The sequence below is a fragment of the Geopseudomonas sagittaria genome, assembly GCF_900115715.1.
Lineage (GTDB): Bacteria > Pseudomonadota > Gammaproteobacteria > Pseudomonadales > Pseudomonadaceae > Geopseudomonas > Geopseudomonas sagittaria.
Genome location: NZ_FOXM01000014.1, coordinates 1 through 19,681 on the forward strand (window position 1 = coordinate 1; position 19,681 = coordinate 19,681).

The 19,681-nt window shown below is 68.0% G+C and carries 19 protein-coding genes; 12 read left to right on the top strand and 7 right to left on the bottom strand.

Annotated features, from left to right (window positions below; genetic code table 11):
* Positions 1-150: 150 nt before the first annotated feature.
* A complete protein-coding gene (locus BM297_RS16020; protein WP_092433296.1) occupies positions 151-1,254 on the bottom strand; it encodes a type I restriction endonuclease in 1,104 nt (367 codons plus the stop codon).
* Positions 1,255-1,744: 490 nt separating this feature from the next.
* Here BM297_RS16020 and codB point away from each other — a divergent pair, with 490 nt between their 5' ends.
* The 3 genes from codB to codA are packed head-to-tail and all read left to right on the top strand — an operon-like array spanning position 1,745 to position 5,492.
* Positions 1,745-3,013 (top strand): cytosine permease, encoded by a 1,269-nt coding sequence (codB, locus tag BM297_RS16025; RefSeq protein WP_092433298.1) that lies wholly within the window; start codon positions 1,745-1,747, stop codon positions 3,011-3,013.
* Positions 3,010-4,251, top strand: a complete 1,242-nt coding sequence (locus BM297_RS16030; RefSeq protein ID WP_092433300.1) for a PucR family transcriptional regulator — start codon at positions 3,010-3,012, stop codon at positions 4,249-4,251. Before codB ends, BM297_RS16030 begins: the two co-directional genes overlap by 4 nt.
* Positions 4,248-5,492: a cytosine deaminase gene (codA, locus tag BM297_RS16035; RefSeq protein ID WP_092433302.1), complete on the top strand. Its 1,245-nt coding sequence runs from the start codon at positions 4,248-4,250 to the stop codon at positions 5,490-5,492. The genes BM297_RS16030 and codA overlap by 4 nt, the downstream gene beginning before the upstream one ends.
* Here the strand turns inward: codA and BM297_RS16040 are convergent.
* Entirely contained in the window at positions 5,482-6,402 is a 921-nt protein-coding gene (locus tag BM297_RS16040; RefSeq protein WP_092433304.1) for a LysR substrate-binding domain-containing protein, read from the bottom strand. The genes codA and BM297_RS16040 overlap by 11 nt on opposite strands.
* Positions 6,403-6,574: 172 nt before the next feature.
* Between BM297_RS16040 and BM297_RS16045 the strand changes: the two genes are divergently transcribed.
* Positions 6,575-7,999: an aspartate ammonia-lyase gene (locus BM297_RS16045; RefSeq protein WP_092433505.1), complete on the top strand. Its 1,425-nt coding sequence runs from the start codon at positions 6,575-6,577 to the stop codon at positions 7,997-7,999.
* A gap of 123 nt (positions 8,000-8,122) precedes the next feature.
* Here the strand turns inward: BM297_RS16045 and BM297_RS16050 are convergent, their stop codons facing one another.
* Positions 8,123-8,947, bottom strand: coding sequence for a helix-turn-helix domain-containing protein (locus BM297_RS16050; RefSeq protein WP_092433305.1), 825 nt, complete (start codon positions 8,945-8,947; stop codon positions 8,123-8,125).
* A 171-nt stretch (positions 8,948-9,118) separates the two neighbouring features.
* Between BM297_RS16050 and BM297_RS16055 the strand changes: the two genes are divergently transcribed.
* From BM297_RS16055 to BM297_RS16065, 3 genes are all read left to right on the top strand, one after another.
* Positions 9,119-10,564, top strand: coding sequence for an alanine/glycine:cation symporter family protein (locus BM297_RS16055; RefSeq protein ID WP_092433307.1), 1,446 nt, complete (start codon positions 9,119-9,121; stop codon positions 10,562-10,564).
* 116 nt (positions 10,565-10,680) lie between these two features.
* A complete protein-coding gene (locus tag BM297_RS16060) occupies positions 10,681-11,442 on the top strand; it encodes a substrate-binding periplasmic protein (protein WP_092433309.1) in 762 nt (253 codons plus the stop codon).
* A gap of 118 nt (positions 11,443-11,560) precedes the next feature.
* Positions 11,561-12,553 carry an asparaginase gene (locus BM297_RS16065; RefSeq protein WP_092433311.1) on the top strand — a complete coding sequence of 331 codons (993 nt, stop codon included), beginning with the start codon at positions 11,561-11,563 and terminating at the stop codon, positions 12,551-12,553.
* Positions 12,554-12,594: 41 nt separating this feature from the next.
* Here the strand turns inward: BM297_RS16065 and glsB are convergent, their stop codons facing one another.
* Positions 12,595-13,503, bottom strand: coding sequence for a glutaminase B (gene glsB, locus BM297_RS16070; protein WP_092433314.1), 909 nt, complete (start codon positions 13,501-13,503; stop codon positions 12,595-12,597).
* 187 nt (positions 13,504-13,690) lie between these two features.
* On the opposite strand from glsB, the gene BM297_RS16075 reads away from it, so the two are divergent.
* The gene (locus BM297_RS16075) at positions 13,691-14,116 is read left to right on the top strand and encodes a PA0061/PA0062 family lipoprotein (RefSeq protein ID WP_092433316.1); all 426 of its coding nucleotides are present in this window, start codon (positions 13,691-13,693) and stop codon (positions 14,114-14,116) included.
* Positions 14,117-14,169: 53 nt separating this feature from the next.
* Here the strand turns inward: BM297_RS16075 and BM297_RS16080 are convergent, their stop codons facing one another.
* Positions 14,170-14,385 carry a dodecin gene (locus tag BM297_RS16080; protein WP_092433318.1) on the bottom strand — a complete coding sequence of 72 codons (216 nt, stop codon included), beginning with the start codon at positions 14,383-14,385 and terminating at the stop codon, positions 14,170-14,172.
* 34 nt (positions 14,386-14,419) lie between these two features.
* Positions 14,420-15,478 carry an aminopeptidase gene (locus BM297_RS16085; protein WP_092433320.1) on the bottom strand — a complete coding sequence of 353 codons (1,059 nt, stop codon included), beginning with the start codon at positions 15,476-15,478 and terminating at the stop codon, positions 14,420-14,422.
* A gap of 115 nt (positions 15,479-15,593) precedes the next feature.
* Here BM297_RS16085 and BM297_RS16090 point away from each other — a divergent pair, with 115 nt between their 5' ends.
* Positions 15,594-16,007, top strand: a complete 414-nt coding sequence (locus tag BM297_RS16090; protein ID WP_092433322.1) for a PA0061/PA0062 family lipoprotein — start codon at positions 15,594-15,596, stop codon at positions 16,005-16,007.
* A gap of 94 nt (positions 16,008-16,101) precedes the next feature.
* Here BM297_RS16090 and BM297_RS16095 read toward each other — a convergent pair whose 3' ends face one another.
* Positions 16,102-17,052: a LysR family transcriptional regulator gene (locus tag BM297_RS16095; RefSeq protein WP_092433325.1), complete on the bottom strand. Its 951-nt coding sequence runs from the start codon at positions 17,050-17,052 to the stop codon at positions 16,102-16,104.
* A 78-nt stretch (positions 17,053-17,130) separates the two neighbouring features.
* Here BM297_RS16095 and trpB point away from each other — a divergent pair, with 78 nt between their 5' ends.
* The 3 genes from trpB to BM297_RS21635 all read left to right on the top strand — a co-directional run bounded on the left by trpB (position 17,131) and on the right by BM297_RS21635 (position 19,674).
* Entirely contained in the window at positions 17,131-18,360 is a 1,230-nt protein-coding gene (gene trpB, locus BM297_RS16100) for a tryptophan synthase subunit beta (protein WP_092433328.1), read from the top strand.
* On the top strand, positions 18,357-19,166 hold the full coding sequence (gene trpA / locus BM297_RS16105; protein ID WP_092433331.1) for a tryptophan synthase subunit alpha: 810 nt from the start codon (positions 18,357-18,359) through the stop codon (positions 19,164-19,166). The genes trpB and trpA overlap by 4 nt, the downstream gene beginning before the upstream one ends.
* Before the next feature lie 106 nt (positions 19,167-19,272).
* On the top strand, positions 19,273-19,674 hold the full coding sequence (locus BM297_RS21635; RefSeq protein ID WP_139231072.1) for a hypothetical protein: 402 nt from the start codon (positions 19,273-19,275) through the stop codon (positions 19,672-19,674).
* Positions 19,675-19,681: the final 7 nt, after the last annotated feature.

Consider the following 19,681-nt stretch of genomic DNA (forward strand, 5'->3'; position numbering starts at 1 on the left):
GTTTGGCGACAACCACCGTGCCCGCCCATGCAGGCATCTTCAAGCCCTATCCTTTTGATTCGTAAAGATTTTTTGTGGGGATTCCTCAGGGGCAGCCCCCCTTTCCGGCCCCGTTTTCCGCGAGAGAAACCGGGGCCTTCCCCCTATTGCTCAAACAGCCTGATCGTACCTTTTGGCAGTTTCAGTTAGCTGTTCGATGAAGCTGTAGATGTCATCAACCGCCTCAATCGGATGGCGTGTTTCAGCCTTCTCTTGGTCAAAAACGCCAATGTATTTCTGGCCACGATTGAAGTGAAGCCGGCAGATCGGTTTTCGGTTGTTGTCGTCAAGCAAGACTCCGCAGTAGCTCTGCGTGTCACGCATGGTGATGCGCTTGACGTCAATGACGCTACGCACGATGGCCTTCACGATGTGGAAGCCTTCCAGTTCTTCCTCGGTCGTCACCACCCGATCAGCAGCAGAGTCCTGCTCTGTGTCGTTCGCATCAGCCTCTGCAGGAGGCGTGCCCGCTGTAGCCGAGACAGAAGCGGCCACAGCCGTGCCACTCATTGCCGACTTGAGCCTGTCGTTTACTTGATCGCTGAGAAACTGAGAGGCTGCTTTCCGCGTAAGCTCCCCAAACTGCTCGCGCACTTTTTGGGTAATCACGCCGTCATAAACGCGGGTGGCGACAAGCTTGATGAAGTCGTCGTCCGGGTTACTGAGCTGGGCCGCCAGGATCTTTTTGATCTGGCTGACATACTTGAGTTCGCCTGCCGCACTGATGATCGACTCTACGTCGAACGCCGTTTTGGTGAGTTTCACCAGCTCAGGCAAAACATGATCATCTATGTCGAGTAGATCCAGCTCCAGGAACGGCTTCTCGTCCATCTTGTTTGGCGCATCGAGGTCAGTGAAGAACTTGTAGACCTGCCCGTTCGTGAGGATCGCAATCCGCGCATTCGTGACGTGGAAGTAGCGGAACAGCTGCCCGGCATGATTGAGGCTGAGTGGCTCCCCGATCTTCTTGCACTCAATGAGGATCTGCACGTCGCCAGCACTCAGGATGGCATAGTCGATCTTCTCCCCCTTCTTGGTGCCCACGTCACAGACGTATTCGGGAATAACTTCCGTTGGATCGAATACGTCATAGCCCAAAACAGAGTGAATGAACGGCATCACGAAGGCGTTCTTCGTGGCTTCCTCTGTCTGGATGGCTGTTCCCTGCTGACGGATCTTGGTGGCCAGACCGCTGAGTTTTTCGATGAACTCCATGAAGCACTCGTCCTTGGGTGGGGGTGGAGTCTGGATCGTATCACTTCGGCAAGAGAGATCGATTAACGCCTCTGGTTTCGGAAAAAGGGGGGGCAGGCCACGTGTTCTACGGCATCTGGGAAAAAACGGGGGCGAGCAAGGCGGCTACCCAACCTCGTCCCCTCCTCCAGCACCGCCCTCTGTTCGCCGCCGCGCACCTCCAAGTTCGCGGGTCATCGACAGGCGCGGCACCCATGCCACGCCGATACCCTGCAGGGCCATGTTCTTCAGGCTCTCACCCCGCTTCCCGAAATGGTGCAAAAAAGCCACCACCCCGCCCCACGGCGAAGCACCTTGTCGTAAATGACCGGAAAACAGCGGATAAAATGCCGATAAACGGCCAATTCATTGTGCAACCTGCACAAAACCGCTGAGGCAAAACGCCAAATCCAAGACCTGGCACGGCCTTCGCAGAAGACTCCGTATCCCCACCCATTACGGAGCACCCGTCATGACCCAGACAGACAGTGACTTCCCCCTCAGCGAAGTGCCCGCCGGCGCGCGCCAGGGTCTCTGGTCCACCACCCTCCTGCTGTTCGGCTTCACCTTCTTCACCGCCACCATGTTCGCCGGCGGCAAGATCGGCCTGGCCTTCGACTTCAAGACCATGCTGTGGGCGGCGGTGCTGGGCAATTGCCTGCTCGGCCTGTATGCCGCGGTGCTCGGCCTGATCGCCTGCCGCAGCGGCCTGAACTCGGTGCTGATGGGCCGCTTCTGCTTCGGCGAGCTGGGCAGCAAGCTGTCCGATGCCCTGCTCGGCTTCACGCAGATCGGCTGGTACGCCTGGGGCACCGCGACCATCGCCATCGTGCTGGTCAAGCTGCTCGGCCTGCCACAAGGCTGGACCATCCCGCTGATGGTGCTGTTCGGCTTCGGCTTCTGCCTGACCGCCTATGTCGGCTACAAGGGCATGGACCTCCTGTCGCGCTTCGCCGTGCCGGCGATGCTGATCCTGCTGGGCATTTCGCTGTGGATCGCCACCCGCGACATCGGCGGGCTGGACCGGCTGCTGGCCGTGCAGCCGAAGGAGAGCATGAGCCTGAACATGGCCATCACCATGGTCTTCGGCACCTTCGTCAGCGGCGCCATCCAGGCCACCAACTGGACCCGCTTCGCCAGGAGCAGCCGGGTGGCGGTGCTCTCCAGCCTGTTCGGCTTCTTCATCGGCAACGGCCTGATGATCGTCACCGGCGCCTACGGGGCGATCATCTACCAGCAGCCGGACGTCGTCGAAGTGCTGGTCCTGCAGGGGCTGTCGATGGCCGCCGTGGTGCTGCTGTTCCTGAACATCTGGACCACCCAGGACAACACCATCTACAACTTCGCCGCCGCGGGCTGCAACCTGGTGCGCAGCGACCGCCGCAAGACCATCACCCTGTGCGGCGCCGCGATCGGCACCCTGCTGGCCATCGGCGGCATGTACGAGATGCTGATTCCCTTCCTGATCCTGCTCGGCTCGGTGATTCCGCCGCTGGGCGGGGTGATCATGGCCGACTACTTCCATGCCCATAAGGGCCGCTATCCGAAGCTCGCCGACGCCAGCCTGCCGAAGTTCAACCTGCTGGGGCTGACCGCCTACGCCATCGGCGTGGCCTGCGCCTACGTCTCGCCCTGGCTGGCGCCCATCGCCGGCATCGCCGCGGCCTTCTTCGGCTACATCGCCCTTTACGAGATCCGCCGCGCGGCCCTGGCCCAGCGCGTCGAGGCGCCCAGCGCATGAGCCTCTGCGTCGCCGACGTGCTCGCCCTGCCCGGCCTGGAGAGCCTGACCCTGCGGGCCGGGCAGGCCCGCCTGCACAACCAGATCAGCTGGCCCTACGTGGCGGAAAACGAATCCATCGCCGAGTGGGTACTGGGCGGCGAGCTGGTGTTCGTCACCGGCATCAACCACCCGCGCGACGAGGCCAGCCTGCTGCGCCTGGTGCAGGAAGCCCACGACAGCCTGTGCGCCGGCCTGGTGATCCTCACCGGCGGGGACTACATCCACGCCATCCCCGAGTCGGTGAGCGCCGCCGCCGAGCGCCTCGGCCTGCCGCTGCTGGAGCAGCCCTACGCGCTGAAACTGGTGCTGGTCACCCACAGCATCGGCACGGCGCTGGTGCAGGCGCAGATGCTCGGCCGCTCGCGCCAGCATGTGCTGGAGCAGCTGCTCGAGGGCGACTACCACTCCCTCGACCTGCTGCACCAGCGTGCCGACGCCGTGCAGCTGTCGCTGAGCGCGCCGCAGCAGATTGCGCTGTTCAAGCTGGAAGGCAGCGAGGCGCTGTTCGCCGCGCAGTCCGCCAGCGAGGCCGAGCAGAAGCTGCAGGCCCATCGCCAGCGCGTGCAGGTCAGCCTGCAGCAGGCGCTGAGCGAGCTGGGCGCATCGCTGCCGCTGGTGCCCCAGGGCGAGCACTGGATCGCCCTGCTGCCCTGTGCCGACAGCCAGGCCGCGGCGCGCAACCGCCAGTGGCTGGCGGACTTCCTGGCCACCCTCAAGGCGGACCTGGCGCCGCTGCGCCTGTTCCTCGGCCTCAGCACCGGCGAGCATCGCCCGGAGCGCTATGCCGCGGGGCTGCGCGAAGCGCGTCAGGCGCTGCAGGCAGCGCAGAGCTTTCCCGAGCGGCTCGGCCTGTGCAGCTTCAACGAACTGGGCGTGCTGCGCCTGCTCGGCGCGATCGGCGATCGCCATCTGCTCGACCGGTTCGTCGCCGAGGTGCTCGGCGCGGCGCTCGGCGACGACCTGCGCCACGAACCGGTGCTGCTGCCGACCCTGGAAGCCTGGACCCACGAAAACGGCAACCTGGCCCTGGCCGCCCAGCGCCTGGGCGTACACCGCAACACCCTGAGCTACCGCCTGCAGCGTTTCGAGACGCTCACCGGGCGCAGCCTCGACGCTCCCCACGTGCGTCTCGACATCGCCGTCGCGCTGATGATCCGCCGTCTGTTTTCCACCCAACTGCCCCGGAGTACTTCATGAACATCCTCAACGCCCGCCTGCGTGGCCGTGACGGCCTGTTCCGCATCGAACTGCACGACCAGCGTATCGCCGCCATCGTGGCGCAGCCGGGCCTGGTCGCTCCGCTCGCCGCCGGCGACCTGGACGCCGCGGGCAACCTGGTCACCGCCCCCTTCGTCGAACCGCACATCCACCTGGACGCCGCGCTCACCGCCGGCGAGCCGCACTGGAACATGAGCGGTACCCTGTTCGAGGGCATCGAGCGCTGGGCCGAGCGCAAGGCACTGGTCACCCACGAGGACACCAAGAGCCGCGCCAGGCGCACCATCGACATGCTGGTCGACCACGGCATCCAGCACGTGCGCACCCATGTCGACGTCACCGACCCGTCGCTGGCCGCGCTCAAGGCCATGCTCGAGGTGCGCGAGGAGACCCGCCATCTGGTCGACCTGCAGATCGTCGCCTTCCCCCAGGAAGGCATCGAGTCGTTCAGCAACGGCCGCGAACTGATGACCGAGGCGGTGGCCATGGGCGCCGACGTGGTCGGCGGCATTCCGCACTTCGAATACACCCGCGACCAGGGCGTCAGCTCGGTGAAGTTCCTCATGGACCTGGCCGAACGCAGCGGCTGCCTGGTCGACGTGCACTGCGACGAGATCGACGACCCACAGTCGCGCTTCCTCGAGGTGCTGGCCGAGGAGGCCCGCGTGCGCGACATGGGCGAGCGGGTCACCGCCAGCCACACCTGCGCCATGGGCTCCTACGACAACGCCTACTGCTACAAGCTGTTCCGCCTGCTCAAGCGCTCGAAGATCAACTTCATCTCCTGCCCGACCGAGAGCATCCACCTGCAGGGGCGCATGGACAGCTACCCGAAGCGCCGCGGCCTGACCCGCGTCGCCGAGCTCGACCGCGCCGGGATGAACATCTGCTTCGCCCAGGACTCGATCGTCGATCCCTGGTACCCGCTGGGCAACGGCAACATCCTGCGCGTGCTGGAAGCCGGCCTGCACATCTGCCACATGCTCGGCTACGAGGACCTGCAGCGTGCCCTCGACCTGGTCACCGACAATGGCGCGAAGACCCTGCAGCTGGGCGAGCGCTACGGTATCGAGGTCGGCCGCCCGGCCAACCTGCTGATCCTCTCCGCACCGAGCGACTACGAGCTGCTGCGCAGCCAGGGTCAGGTGCTGACCTCCATCCGCCACGGCGAGGTGCTGCTGCAGCGCACGCCGGCACAGGTGCAGCGCTTCAGTGGCTGAGCGGCGCCTCGCTGGCCTCGCCGGACTCCAGCACCTTCCACAACCGCCTTACCGCCGGCTTGTGCAGCAGCGCGCAGCGGTACAGGCGGATTTCCAGCGGCACCTGCCAGTGCTCGGCGCCGCACACCACCAGTTCGCCGCGGGCCAGTTCGCTGGTCACCGACAGGCGCGGCACCCAGGCCACGCCGAGGCCCTGCAGGGCCATGCTTTTCAGGCTGTCAGCCATCGCCGTCTCGTATACCGTGGTGGAGCGCAGGGCGCGCTGGCGCAGCAGCAGGTTGACCGAGCGGCCGAGGAAGGCGCCGGCGGTGTAGGCCAAGAGCGGCACGCTCTGTCCGCTGTCGAGGTCGAACAGCGGGTGGCCGTCCGCGTCCACCGCGCACACCGGCAGCATGGCGGTGGCACCCAGGTGCAGCGAGGGGAACAGCTCGGGGTCGAGCTGCAGGGCGGCGTCCGGATCGTAGTAGGCGAGGATCAGGTCGCAGGTGCCGTCGCGCAGGGAGAGCACCGCCTCGCCGACGTTGCTGGCCACCAGGCGGCTCTTCAGCGGCAGGCCGGCGCGGCGCAGGCCGGCGATCCACGCCGGGAAGAAGCCGAGGGTCAGCGAGTGGGCGGCGGAGATCTGCAGCACCTCGCCCTGGTCGCCTTCGAGGTCGTGCAGGTGGCGCACCGCCTCGCCGAGCTGGGTGACCACGCTGCGCGCGGTGACCAGGAACAGCTGGCCGGCCTCGGTCAGCTCCACCGGGGTGCGCGCGCGGTTGACCAGGGTCAGGCCGAGGGCTTCCTCCAGGGTGCGGATGCGCCGACTGAACGCCGGCTGGGTGACGAAGCGCCGCTGCGCCGCCTGGGAAAAGCTGCGGGTGGCGGCCAGGGCGACGAAGTCCTCCAGCCACTTGGTTTCCAGGTTCATCGCGCCTCCCTCGGCCACAGCCGGACACCCCGGCGTCAATTTGTCGTTACGGCCTCATTATGCCGATTCGGCATGACCCAGCAAGCAACAGCATTGGCCGTCGCTCCGCCACAGCCCCTAATCTATGGGCGTCGCGGTGCTTACCGCCATCCTTTCGGAACCTGACGCCATCATGTCCGCTGCTGCATCCTTCCGTCTCGAAAAAGATTTGCTCGGCACCCTCGAAGTCCCTGCCGATGCCTACTACGGCATCCAGACCCTGCGCGCGATGCACAACTTCCGCCTGTCCGGCGTGCCGCTGGCGCACTACCCGAAACTGGTGATCGCCCTGGCGATGGTCAAGCAGGCCGCCGCCGACGCCAACCACCAGCTGGGGCATCTCGACGGCGACAAGCATGCGGCGATCAGCCAGGCCTGCGCGCGCCTGATCCGCGGCGAGTTCCACGAGCAGTTCGTGGTCGACGTGATCCAGGGCGGCGCCGGCACCTCGACCAACATGAACGCCAACGAGGTGATCGCCAACCTGGCGCTGGAGGCCATGGGCCGGGCGAAGGGCGACTACCAGGCGCTGCACCCGAACAACGACGTGAACATGGCGCAGTCGACCAACGACGCCTACCCGACCGCCATCCGCCTGGGCCTGCTGCTTGGTCACAACACCCTGCTGGCCAGCCTGGACAGCCTGATTCGGGCCTTCGCCGCCAAGGGCGAGGAGTTCGCCGGCATCATCAAGATGGGCCGCACCCAGCTGCAGGACGCCGTGCCGATGACCCTCGGCCAGGAGTTCCGCGGCTTCGCCACCACCCTCGGCGAGGACCTCGACCGCCTCAAGCGCCTGGTGCCGGAGATGCTCACCGAGGTCAACCTCGGCGGCACCGCGATCGGCACCGGCATCAACGCCGACCCGCGCTACCAGAAGCTGGCGGTCACCCGCCTCGCCGCGATCAGCGGCCAGCCGCTGGTGGCGGCCGCCGACCTGATCGAGGCCAGCTCGGACATGGGCGCCTTCGTGCTGCTGTCGGCCATGCTCAAGCGCACCGCGGTCAAGCTGTCGAAGATCTGCAACGACCTGCGCCTGCTGTCCAGCGGACCGCGCACCGGGATCAACGAGATCAACCTGCCGCCGCGCCAGCCGGGCAGCTCGATCATGCCGGGCAAGGTCAACCCGGTGATCCCCGAGGCGGTCAACCAGGTGGCCTTCGAGGTGATCGGCAACGACCTGGCGGTGACCCTCGCCGCCGAGGCCGGCCAGCTGCAGCTCAACGTGATGGAGCCGCTGATCGCCTACAAGATGTTCGACTCGATGCGCCTGCTGCAGCGCGCCATGGACATGCTGCGCGAGCACTGCATCGTCGGCATCACCGCCAACGCCGCGCACTGCCAGCACCTGGTCGAGCACAGCATCGGCCTGGTCACCGCGCTCAACCCGTACATCGGCTACGAGAACGCCACGCGCATCGCCAAGCTGGCGCTGGACAGCGGCCGCGGCGTGCTGGAGCTGGTGCGCGAGGAGCAGCTGCTCGACGACGAGATGCTCGCCGACATCCTGCGCCCGGAAAACATGATCGCCCCGCGCCTGGTGCCGCTGAGGGGCTGATTTCCCGAACCGCACCGCGTGGCGCAGCGCCTGTGCTGCACCGCGTGGTGCCACCCCGTTCCAGGCGCCGTCGGCCTGCTTATTGTCGGCAAACATGACCAGCCGACGGCGCCTGACACTCTCCTACTCGATCTCGAACAGACCGTCGCGCAGGTGCGCCGCGCCCAGGCAGCGCCGTACCTCGGCATCGATGCGCGGGTCGTCCGGCCGGTAGAGCATCAACTGGCGATAGGCATTGATCCGGTTGATCTCGGTACCGAGAAATTCCCACACCACCCGGGTGCAGGCCGGCATGCGCCGGTCGCCGCTGGAGACGCCGGTCTTCAGGCCGTTGAGGCGGGTGATGCGGCTCTTGAAGCTGGGGATGAGGATGGTCTGGCTCATCTCGTTGCCGGTCAGCGACTCGTAGTCGATCAGGAACAGGCGGTCCTGCAGGTAGAAGGCCGCGCCCAGGTAGCGACAGCGCGCCCACTCCTCGCCCTCGCCGCCCAGCGTCGTTGCGGGCGCCGGGGCCTGGCGCTCCTGGCGCTCGAACAGGTAGCTGCCGCGCTCGGCACGCAGGTGCACCAGCGACACCAGGATGTAGCCGGGCACCGACATGCAGTTGGCGTATTCGAAGTAGTAGCCGCAGTAGCGATCCAGGCTCGCACCCTGGTCGCGCAGCGGCTGCAGCAGGTCGAGCAGCGGATCGCTCGCCGGCTGCGGGTCCGCCGCCCCAGCGCGCACGCCGATCAGGCGGGCGAACTGTTCGGCCGGCAGGCCCAGCTCGTACTCCTCGACCCCGAAGAAGTCGCAGATGCGCTTGAGGTTGTAGGGAGTCGGGCGGCTCTGGCCGCCGAGGTACTTGTTGAACTGGGCGCGGTTGATGCCCAGCTTGCGGCAGACCTCGGCGATCGAGCGGTAGTGGCTGCAGAGCAGCTTGAGGTTGTGGCCGAGATGCTCGGACATGGCGCTGCTCCTGTGGCGCTAGTGACGCGATTATAGCGCCAACTAGCGCCAACTCGCCGTCACCCGCGAAATTGTCTGACCGGTGGACTTGGCCAACCATTGCCGCTTCCACGACGGGCATCTGCAACACCCGGCAACACCCCCACTAAAACAACAAGAGAGGCACCCCACATGCTCGATCTTCTCAACGACCTGCTCTGGAGCAAGGTCCTCATCGTCGCCCTGGTCGGTATCGGCCTGTTCCTCACCCTGCGTTCGTCGGTGGTGCAGCTGCGCTACTTCGGCGACATGTTCAAGATCTTCGCCAGCGCCACCCAGCGCAAGGAAGGCCAGCTCAGCTCGTTCCAGGCGCTGATGCTCAGCGTCGCCGGCCGCGTCGGCGCCGGCAACATCGCCGGGGTGGCGGTGGCGATCATGCTCGGCGGACCCGGCGCGATCTTCTGGATGTGGGTGGTCGCCCTGCTCGGCATGGCCACCAGCTACTTCGAGTGCTCGCTGGCGCAGCTGTACAAGCGCCGCAGCGCCGACGGCACCTATCGCGGCGGCCCGGCCTTCTACATCCTCCACGGCCTCGGCCAGCGCTGGATGGCGGTGCTGTTCTCGGTACTGCTGCTGGTGACCTTCGGCTTCGGCTTCAACGCCCTGCAGTCCTTCACCGTGGCCAGTTCGATGCACGACGCCTTCGGCGTGCCGACCATCGTCAGCGGCGCGGTCCTCGCCGCGGTCATGGCACTGATCATCTTCGGCGGCATCAAGCGCATCGCCAGCATGGCCGACGTGCTGGTGCCGATCATGGCGGTGTCCTACATCGGCATGGCGCTGTTCGTGGTCGGCAGCAACATCAGTGAAGTGCCGGCGACCCTGGCGCTGATCGTCAAGAGCGCCTTCGGCCTCGAGGAAGCCTTCGCCGGCAGCGTCGGCGCGGCGATCCTGATGGGCGTCAAGCGTGGTCTTTTCTCCAACGAGGCGGGCCTGGGCAGCGCGCCCAACGTCGCCGCGGTGGCCGAGGTGCCGCACCCGGCCTCCCAGGGCATCGTCCAGGCGCTCAGCGTGTTCATCGACACCATCCTGGTGTGCACCAGCACCGCGCTGATCATCCTGCTCTCCGGCGTCTACCAGCCGGGCACCGAGATGGCCGGCGTGGTACTGACCCAGACCGCCCTGGCCGCCCTGGTCGGCGAGTGGGGACGGATCTTCGTCAGCACCGCACTGCTGCTGTTCGTGTTCACCACCCTGGTCTACAACTACTACCTCGGCGAGAACGCGCTGGGCTTCTTCAGCCAGAAGCCGGCGCTGGTCAAGGCTTACCGCGCCCTGGTGATCGCCCTGGTGCTGTGGGGCTCGGTGCAGGACCTGTCCACCGTGTTCGCCTTCGCCGACGTGACCATGGGCCTGCTGGCGCTGGTCAACCTGGTGGCCCTGGCACTGCTGTACAAGACCGGCCTGCGCCTGATGCGCGACTACGACGCGCAGGTCAAGGCCGGCGTCGAGCAGCCGGTGTTCGACCGTCGCCAGTTCGCCGACCTCGACCTCGACCAGGCCGCCTGGCCGCTGCCCACGGCCAGCGCGCCGACCGCCAGCGCCGCTCCGGCCAACGCCGCCGCCCAGCGGAGCTGAGTCATCCGGCCGGCAGCCGCTGCCGGCCGTCCTTTACGGGTCCCCGCTGGCCACCTTGTTGTCGGCAGCCTTAGCGGCCAGCGGGCCTTTTTTACACTCTCTGCGAAGAACTCACCATGCCGAAGACCTTAGGCCGGCTCCTGCTGCTCGCCCTGTTGCTGGGCACCAGCGCCGCCAGCGCCGAACTCCCCGCCGGTTACCGCATCAACCTGCTGACCGAGAACTTCCCGCCCTTCAACATGGCCGCCAACGGGCGCAACTTCGCCCGCGACGCCAAGATCGAGGGCCTGTCCACCGCGCTGGTGCGCGAGATGTTCCGCCGCGCCGACCTCGACTACAGCCTGACCCTGCACTTCCCCTGGGATCGCATCTACCGCCAGGCCCTGGAGACTCCCGGCTACGGGCTGTTCTCCACCTCCCGCCTGGCCGAGCGCGAGGCACTGTTCCAGTGGGTCGGGCCGATCGCCGAGTACGACAGCGTGCTGGTCGCCGCCCCCGGCCGCCGCTTCGAGCTGAACAGCCTCGAGCAGGCCCGCGCCTACCGCATCGGCGCCTACAAGAACGCCGCGGTCAGCCAGCACCTGCAAAGCCGCAACATCAGCGCCATCGACACGCTGAGCGACCAGGGCAACATCGACAAGCTGCTGCGCGGGCAGATCGACCTGTGGGCCACCTCCGCCCCGGTCTGGCAGCATCACGCCCGCGCCGCCGCCGCCGAGGGCCTGCACGAGGTGCTCAAGTTCCACAGCGACCCGCTGTACCTGGCCCTGCACAAGGACACCCCCGACGAGGTGGTGCAGCGCCTGCAGCGCGCGCTCGACGAACTGCGCCGCGACGGCTGGAGTGCCTGCACCGCTCAGCCGCAGCTGTGCCAGTAAACCTGGGCCAGTAAATCCGACGCGGGGCAGCACAGCCTGCTAACGGCTAGCTGCCGCCTCGCCGCTCATGCTGCGACAATCCCGATCTTTCGTTGACGCGCGCCCAGGAGTCGATGCCATGAACGCCCCCCACAAGCTGCTGGTGCTCTACACCGGCGGCACCATCGGCATGCAGATGAGCGCGGACGGCCTGGTGCCGGCCGCCGGCTTCGAGGCGCGCCTGCGCGCCGAGCAGGCGGCCCACCCCGAGCGCCCGGCGCCGGCCTGGGTGTTCCGCGAGCTCGCGCCGCCGATCGACAGCGCCAACATGAACCAGGGCCACTGGCTGGCGATGCGCGACGCCATCGTCGCCGCGGTCGAGGAGGACGGCTGCGACGCCGTGCTGCTGCTGCACGGCACCGACACCCTGGCCTACAGCGCGGCGGCGCTGTCGTTCCTGCTGCTCGGCCTGAACCTGCCGGTGCTGCTCACCGGCTCGATGCAGCCGGCCGGGGTGCCCGGCAGCGACGCCTGGGCCAACCTGTTCGGCGCCCTCGCCGCACTGGCGCGTGGCGTCGCCCCCGGCGTGCACCTGTACTTCGCCGGCCGCCTGTTGCACGGCGCGCGCGCCAGCAAGCTGCGCAGCGAAGCCTTCGACGCCTTCGCCGAGGTCGCCCGCCCGCGCCACGGCGAGGCCGCCGGCGCCCTGCCCGCCGCCCTCACCTGGCGCCAGCGCCGGCAGCCGGCGAATGTCGCCGTGCTGCCGGTGTTCCCCGGCCTGCAGGCCGCCCACCTGCAGGCGCTGCTCGCCAGCGGCGTGCAGGCCCTGCTGCTGGAGTGCTACGGCAGCGGCACCGGCCCGTCCGACGACGAGGCGCTGCTCGCCGCGCTGCGCGAGGCGCATGCGCGCGGCGTGGTGCTGGCGGCGATCAGCCAGTGCGCCGAGGGCCACGTCGAGTTCGGCGTCTACGCCGCCGGCAGCCGCCTGGCCGCCTGCGGCCTGGTCAGCGGCGGCGGCATGAGCCGCGAGGCGGCGCTGGCCAAGCTGTTCGCCCTGCTCGGCGCAGGCCTGAGTCAGGCTGAGGTGGAGCGCTGGTTCGCCCGCGATCTGTGCGGCGAGCTGCGCGACTGATCCCCCTCGATGAGGGCGGCGCGACCGCCGCCCCACGCCCTTTAGAACACCGACCAGCCGATCCGCTCACTAAGCTTCTCCAGCGCCGCCATGCCGGCCAGCGAGTTGCCCGAGGCGTTCAGTTCCGGCGACCACACGCACACCACAAAGCGCCCCGGCACCACCGCGACCAGGCCGCCGCCGACGCCGCTCTTGCCCGGCAGGCCGACCCGGTAGGCGAAGCTGCCGGCCTCGTCGTACAGCCCGCTGGTGGCCATCACCGCGTTGACCTGGCGGGTCTGCTGCGCCGTCAGCACCTGCTCGCCGCCGTGCGGGCAGACGCCCTGGTTGGCGAGGAAGCCGCAGGCGCGGGCCAGATCCACGCAGCTCATCGCCAGCGCGCAGTTGTGGAAGTAGCTGCGCAGCACCGCCTCCACCTCGTTGTCGAAGTTGCCGAACGACTGCATCAGGTAGGCCATCGCCGCGTTGCGCGCGCGGTGCTGGTATTCGGAGTCGGCCACCTTGGCGTCGGAGACGACGTGCGGGTTGCCGGACAGGCGGCGGACGAAGTCGCGCATCGACAGCGCCGGCGCGGCGAAGCGCGACTGGTTGAGGTCGCTGATCACCAGGGCGCCGGCGTTGATGAACGGGTTGCGCGGCTTGCCACGCTCCAGCTCCAGCTGCACCAGCGAGTTGAACGGCTGGCCGGACGGCTCGTGGCCGAGGCGCTGCCAGATCGCCTCGCCGGAATGCTGGATGGCCTGGACCAGGGCGAACACCTTGGAAATGCTCTGGATGGAAAACGCCGTATCGGCAGCGCCGGCGCTGTACAGCTGGCCGTCCACGCCGTACACGGCGATGCCCAGCTGGTTGCCCGGCACGCTGGCCAGTGCGGGGATGTAGTCGGCTACCTTGCCCTGCCCGAGCAGCGGGCGGACCTCGTCGAGAATCTCGTTCAACAGCTGTTGCATGACCGGCGCACACTCGTGCAGTGGGGAGGAAAATAGACGTCCTCATCTACCCGCAAGAGCACGGCCGGCGAGCCCTTTCCGGTAAAAAAACCTGGCCGCCAGTCGGTCGGCAACCCCCCCTCGCCGCAGCCCCGCCGACAATGCGCTATGGTCCTGTACAGGCCCTGCGCACTTGCCGGAGAACGTCATGCGCCGTCCATTGCACTTCCTGCCACTCCTGTCCCTTCTCCTCCTGCTCGGCGCCTGCGCCAACCGCCTGCCGCCGCACGACCCGCAGCAGGCGTGGATCGACCTGCACGGCGCCCCGGGCAGCCAGGTCGGTGCCGACAGCCTGAACGACCGGCACTGGCCCGACCGCCGCTACTTCCAGGTCAGTCCCGGCGAGCACCGCCTGCAGACGCGGGTGGGTTTCGAGGTGTCGAGCAGCAACCTCGGCCGCACCGACGCGGAGGTCTGGCGCACCTGCATTGTGCAGGTCGACTACGACGGCTTCGCCGCCGGCCAGCGCTACCAGCTGGAAGCCCGCCCGTACGGCTTTCGCGCCATGGCCCGGCTGCGCGACAGCAGCGGCCAGGTGGTGGCCCGTGGCCGGCTGGTGCGTTGCGGGATCTAGTGCGTGATTCAGGAACCGGCGGGAGCGGTTGACCGCGCCCCCGCCGCGCCGGCTCAGCTGCCGACGATGCGGAAACCGACCTTGATGCTCACCTGGTAGTGGCCGACCTTGCCGTTGGTGATATGGCCGCGGGTTTCCACCACCTCGAACCAGTCCATGTTGTGTACGGTCTTGGCCGCTTCGGCCAAGGCGTTGTTGATCGCGTCCTCGATGCTGACGCGCGACGAACCGACCAGCTCGATCTTCTTGTAGACGTGGTTATCCGACATGACGGCGCTCCTTTGCGCAGGGGTCTCCTCAACGCTAGTCAAGCCTGGGCGGTCCGGCAAATCCGGTGCCCGCCTGCAGTGCGACCAAGGCGCGCCGGCGCTCTTCCTCCGCCAGACCGGCCAGCTCGCCGACCCGGGCGTAGAAGCGCCGCCAGTCGCCGCCACTCTCGCGAAACAGCGCGGCGAAGGCCGGCACCCACTGCTCGTAGAGGCCGAACGGCAGCAGGCGGGCGTTGTTCAGCGGGCGGGCGAACCAGCCATCGAAGCGCCCGTCGCCCTGCCAGGAGCCATCGCGCAGGACGGCATAGTCGCGGCGCAGGCGCTGGAACTCGGCCTGCTTGGCCTCACGCAGCACCTCCACCGCCAGCGGCTGGGCATAGAGCTGTTGCAGACGCGCGCGACTGGCCAGCACCAGTTCGACGAACTGCTCGCGCTGGCGCGCCAGGTGCGGCGCCGGCGGCGGCAGACCGTGGCGGCGGCGCCACTGGCGCAGGCCCTCCTCCTCGACGAAGCGGGCGAAGGACTCGTTGAAGGCGGTGTCGCCCGGCAGGTACAGGCGCTGGTGAGCCAGCTCGTGGAAGATCAGCCCGGCCAGGCGCTCGTCGCTCCAGGCCAGCATGCCGCCCAGCAGCGGGTCGTCGAACCAGCCGAGGGTGGAATAGGCCGCGACCCCGGCCACCTCGGTGTCCAGCCCCTGCACCCGCAGCAGCGCGGCGGCGCCGCGGGCGCGCTGTTCGTCGAAGTAGCCGCGATAGGCCACGCAGCCGGCGATGGGGAAGCAGTGGGTCAGCGGCTCCAGCGAGAACTCCGGCGTGGCGAACAGATTCCACACCACGTAGGGCCGCCCGAGGTCGGCGTACAGGCGGTAGCTGCGGTTGTCCGGCAGGGCCAGCCGGGTGCTGGCGAAGTCGCGGGCCGCCTGGGTGTGCTGCAGGCGCTGGCGCAGCTCGACCGGCTGCCGGGGATCGGCGAGCAGCGCGGCGACCGGCTGGCGGGCCTGCAGCAGCTGCCACTGGCCCCCGGCCAGCTGGGCGTAGTAGCCGAGGCTGGAACAGCCGGTGAGAAGGACGAGCAGGGGTAGCAGGCGCAGCATCGACAGGGAGCCCAGGCGAAAGTCGTTTCCCGGCAAGCTAACCGATAGCCCCACCTGCCGCCAGCCGCGCCGTGGCGCTATGCTGAACATTCACTCCCCCATTGCGGAGCCCGCCATGCGCTCCCTCATCCTGCTGGCCGCCCTGGCGCTGCTCGGCGCCTGCGCCGGCCCCCTGCCCGCTCCCGACCCGCAGCAGGCGTGGATCGAGCTGCGCACCCAGCCCGGCGAACTGCTGATGGCCGAGAAGCTCGATGGCAAGCGCCTGGACGACGGCCGCTACTTCCAGGTCAGCCCCGGTGCCCACCGCCTGCAGGCCAGCTACCGCTTCGAGGAGTACATCGGCTCGATGTTCGCCCGCGACCCGGTGTACATGCTCTGCTACCTGCGCCTGGACTACGCCGGCTTCGCCGCCGGCCAGCGCTACCGCCTCGAAGCCCGCCACCAGCTGCTGCGCACCGAGTCCTGGCTCAGCGACGCCAGCGGCAAGCGCCTGGCCGAAGGCCAGGAGTGGCACTGCATCAGCCAGTGAGCCGCAGCGCCCCTCCCGCCTGCGGGAGACGACTGCCGGGACGCAGGAGGTAGGGCGACGCAGGATGCTCAAGCCGAGTGACCGGGGGTGAGGGCTAAACCGCCAGCTCCGCGCGCAGCCACTCGGCCAGCTCGACCGCGCGGCGGTCAGCGCCGCGCGCCGGCACCCACAGCGCCAGGCGCGCCGGGGTTTCGACGAAGCCCCAGGGCGCCTCCAGCCGCCCGGCGGCCAGGTCGTCGGCCACCAAGAGCTGCGGCGCGATGGCCACGCCGAGGCCGGCCACCGCCGCTTCCAGCAGGTAGTAGAGATGCTCGAAGCCCTGGCCGAGGACCAGCCCGGCCGGATCGAGCTGCTGCCCCCGCGCCCACTGCGGCCAGGCCTGCGGCCGCGACACCGTGTGCAGCAGCGGCTCGCCGAGCAGCGCGCCGGCCGGCGCCTCGCGCAGCGCGGCGTAGCGCGCATGGCGGGCGGACAGCACCGGGCCGATGCGCTCCACCGCCAGCTCGAACACCTGCATGTCCGCCGGCCACGGCGGCGCGGCGAACCACAGGGTGGCGTCCAGCCCCGGCCGGCGCGGATCCAGCTCGCCCTCGCTGGCGGAGAGCTGCAGGCGCAGCTGCGGCAGGTCGCGCTGCAGGCGGTCGAGGCGCGGGATGAACCAGCGCGCCAGCAGGCTGCCCGGGCAGCCGAGCACGAACGGCGCCTGCGCGCGGCCCTCGCGCAGCTCGGCGCACACGCTGCGCAGTTCGTCGAAGGCCGCCGCGGCGACCGCGCTCAGGCGCTGGCCGGCATCGGTGAGTTTCAGGCCGCGTCCGTCCTTGGCCAGCAGGGCCACGCCGAGGTGTTCCTCCAGCGCCCGCAGCTGGCGGCTCACCGCGCCGTGGGTGACGTGCAGTTCCTCGGCCGCACGGCTGACACTGCCCAGCCGCGCGGTGGCTTCGAAGGCGCGCAGGGCGTTCAGCGGCGGCAGATCGCGGGGCTGGCTCATCTGTGAGTTTTCCTGACAGGTTGCGGCGATCTTATCGCTTTTCCGCCGACGCGCCATTGGTTAGTTTGTCGCCATCGGCAAGACTTGCCCGCAGCCGCCCCAGGCGCCTGCCCTCGCCCCCTACAGGAGCACCGCATGACCCAGACCTATTCCCACGGCCCCGACCAGCGCGGGCTGTTCGGCCCGTTCGGCGGCCAGTTCGTCGCCGAAACCCTGATGCCGCTGATCAACGACCTGGCCGCCGAGTACGAGAAGGCCAAGAAGGACCCGGCGTTCCTCGCGGAGCTGGCCTACTTCCAGCGCGACTACATCGGCCGCCCGAGCCCGCTGTACTTCGCCGAGCGCCTCACCGAGCACTGCGGCGGCGCGAAGATCTACCTCAAGCGCGAGGAGCTGAACCACACCGGCGCGCACAAGATCAACAACTGCATCGGCCAGATCCTGCTGGCCCGACGCATGGGCAAGAAGCGCATCATCGCCGAGACCGGCGCCGGCATGCACGGCGTGGCCAGCGCCACCGTGGCCGCGCGCTTCGGCCTCGAGTGCGTGGTGTACATGGGCACCACCGACATCGACCGCCAGCAGGCCAACGTCTTCCGCATGAAGCTGCTCGGCGCCAAGGTGATCCCGGTCACCGCCGGCACCGGCACCCTCAAGGACGCCATGAACGAGGCGCTGCGCGACTGGGTGACCAACGTCCACGACACCTTCTACCTGATCGGCACCGCCGCCGGCCCGCACCCCTACCCGGCCATGGTCCGCGACTTCCAGTCGGTGATCGGCCGCGAGACCCGCGCGCAGATGCTCGAGCACGAAGGCCGCCTGCCCGACTCGCTGGTCGCCTGCATCGGCGGCGGCTCCAACGCCATCGGCCTGTTCCACGAATTCCTCGACGAGCCGAGCGTGCAGATCGTTGGCGTCGAGGCCGCCGGCCACGGCATCGACACCGGCAAGCACGCCGCCAGCATGGCCGGCGGCGCGCCGGGCGTGCTGCACGGCAACCGCACCTACCTGCTGCAGGACGCCGACGGCCAGATCACCGACGCCCACTCGATCTCCGCCGGCCTCGACTACCCCGGCGTCGGCCCCGAGCACGCCTGGCTGCACAAGGTCGGCCGCGTCGAGTACGTGCCGATCACCGACGACGAAGCCATGCAGGCGTTCCAGCAGTGCTGCCGCCTGGAAGGCATCATCCCGGCGCTGGAGTCGTCCCACGCCCTGGCCGAAGCCTTCAAGCGCGCGCCGAGCCTGCCCAAGGACCACCTGATGGTGGTCAACCTGTCCGGCCGCGGCGACAAGGACATGCAGACCGTCATGCACTACCTGAACCTGGATGAACAAGCCGCCGAGGAGACCCGCGCATGAGCCGCCTGCAGAGCCGCTTCGCCGCCCTGAAGCAAGAGAACCGCGCCGCCCTGGTCACCTTCGTCACCGCCGGCGACCCGGACTACGCCACCTCGCTGGAAATCCTCAAGGGCCTGCCGGACGCCGGCGCCGACGTGATCGAGCTGGGCATGCCGTTCACCGACCCGATGGCCGACGGCCCGGCGATCCAGCTGGCCAACATCCGCGCCCTCGGCAACGGCCAGAACATGGCGAAAACCCTGCAGATGGTCCGCGAGTTCCGCACCGGCAACCAGGACACCCCGCTGGTGCTGATGGGCTACTACAACCCGATCTTCTGCTACGGCGTGGCACGCTTCGTCGCCGACGCCAAGGCAGCCGGCGTCGACGGCCTGATCGTGGTCGACCTGCCGCCGGAGCACAACGACGAACTGTGCGACCCGGCCCAGGCCGCCGGCATCGACTTCATCCGCCTGACGACGCCCACGACGGACGACGCCCGCCTGCCCACCGTGCTCAACGGCAGCTCCGGCTTCGTCTACTACGTCTCGGTGGCCGGCGTCACCGGCGCCGGCGCGGCGAGCATGGACCAGGTGGAAGAAGCCGTCGCCCGCCTGCGCCGCCACACCGACCTGCCGCTGTGCATCGGCTTCGGCATCCGCACCCCCGAACACGCCGCCGAAATCGCCAAGCGCGCCGATGGCGCGGTGGTGGGGTCGGCGTTGATCGACAGGATTGCCAAGGCTTCGTCGAAGGAGCAGGCCGTCAGCGATGTGCTGGGGTTGTGCAGGGAGCTGGCCGAGGGCGTGCGCGGGGCGCAGCAATAAGCGCTTGCGTTACCTGAGCCAGAGGTGAGAAAAAGCCGCTGCTTCCTGGAGGAGGCAGCGGCTTTCTTCGCAAATGGATCGTATCAATTAATCAAGGAGCTCATAGATGTCCTTCACGCCTGATATGGCATCAGCCTCTCACCGCCATTTGCAAGCGGCTGACGTGTTGGAGGGGGGGAACGGTCGAGCCGTTGCCGGTTATCTCTATGGGTTGGCCGCAGAATGCGCAGTGAAAGCAATGATGCTTGAGGCAGGCATTAGACAGTTGTCGCAGAACGAAAAGAGCGATGACCCATACTATGCGCATTTTCCACATCTAAGAGTAATGCTGCGTGAGAGTTTGGAAGGGCGTTCAGCGACAGTTCTTAGACGATTTATTGAGGACGACAATTTTTTCTCTTACTGGGACATCAAAATACGCTATTGCAGGAGAGACCAAGTTCTTGAAAGATGGATAGACACATGGAGAGATCAGGCCCGCCAAGTTGTTTCAGCAATAGGCACTTGAGGAGAAA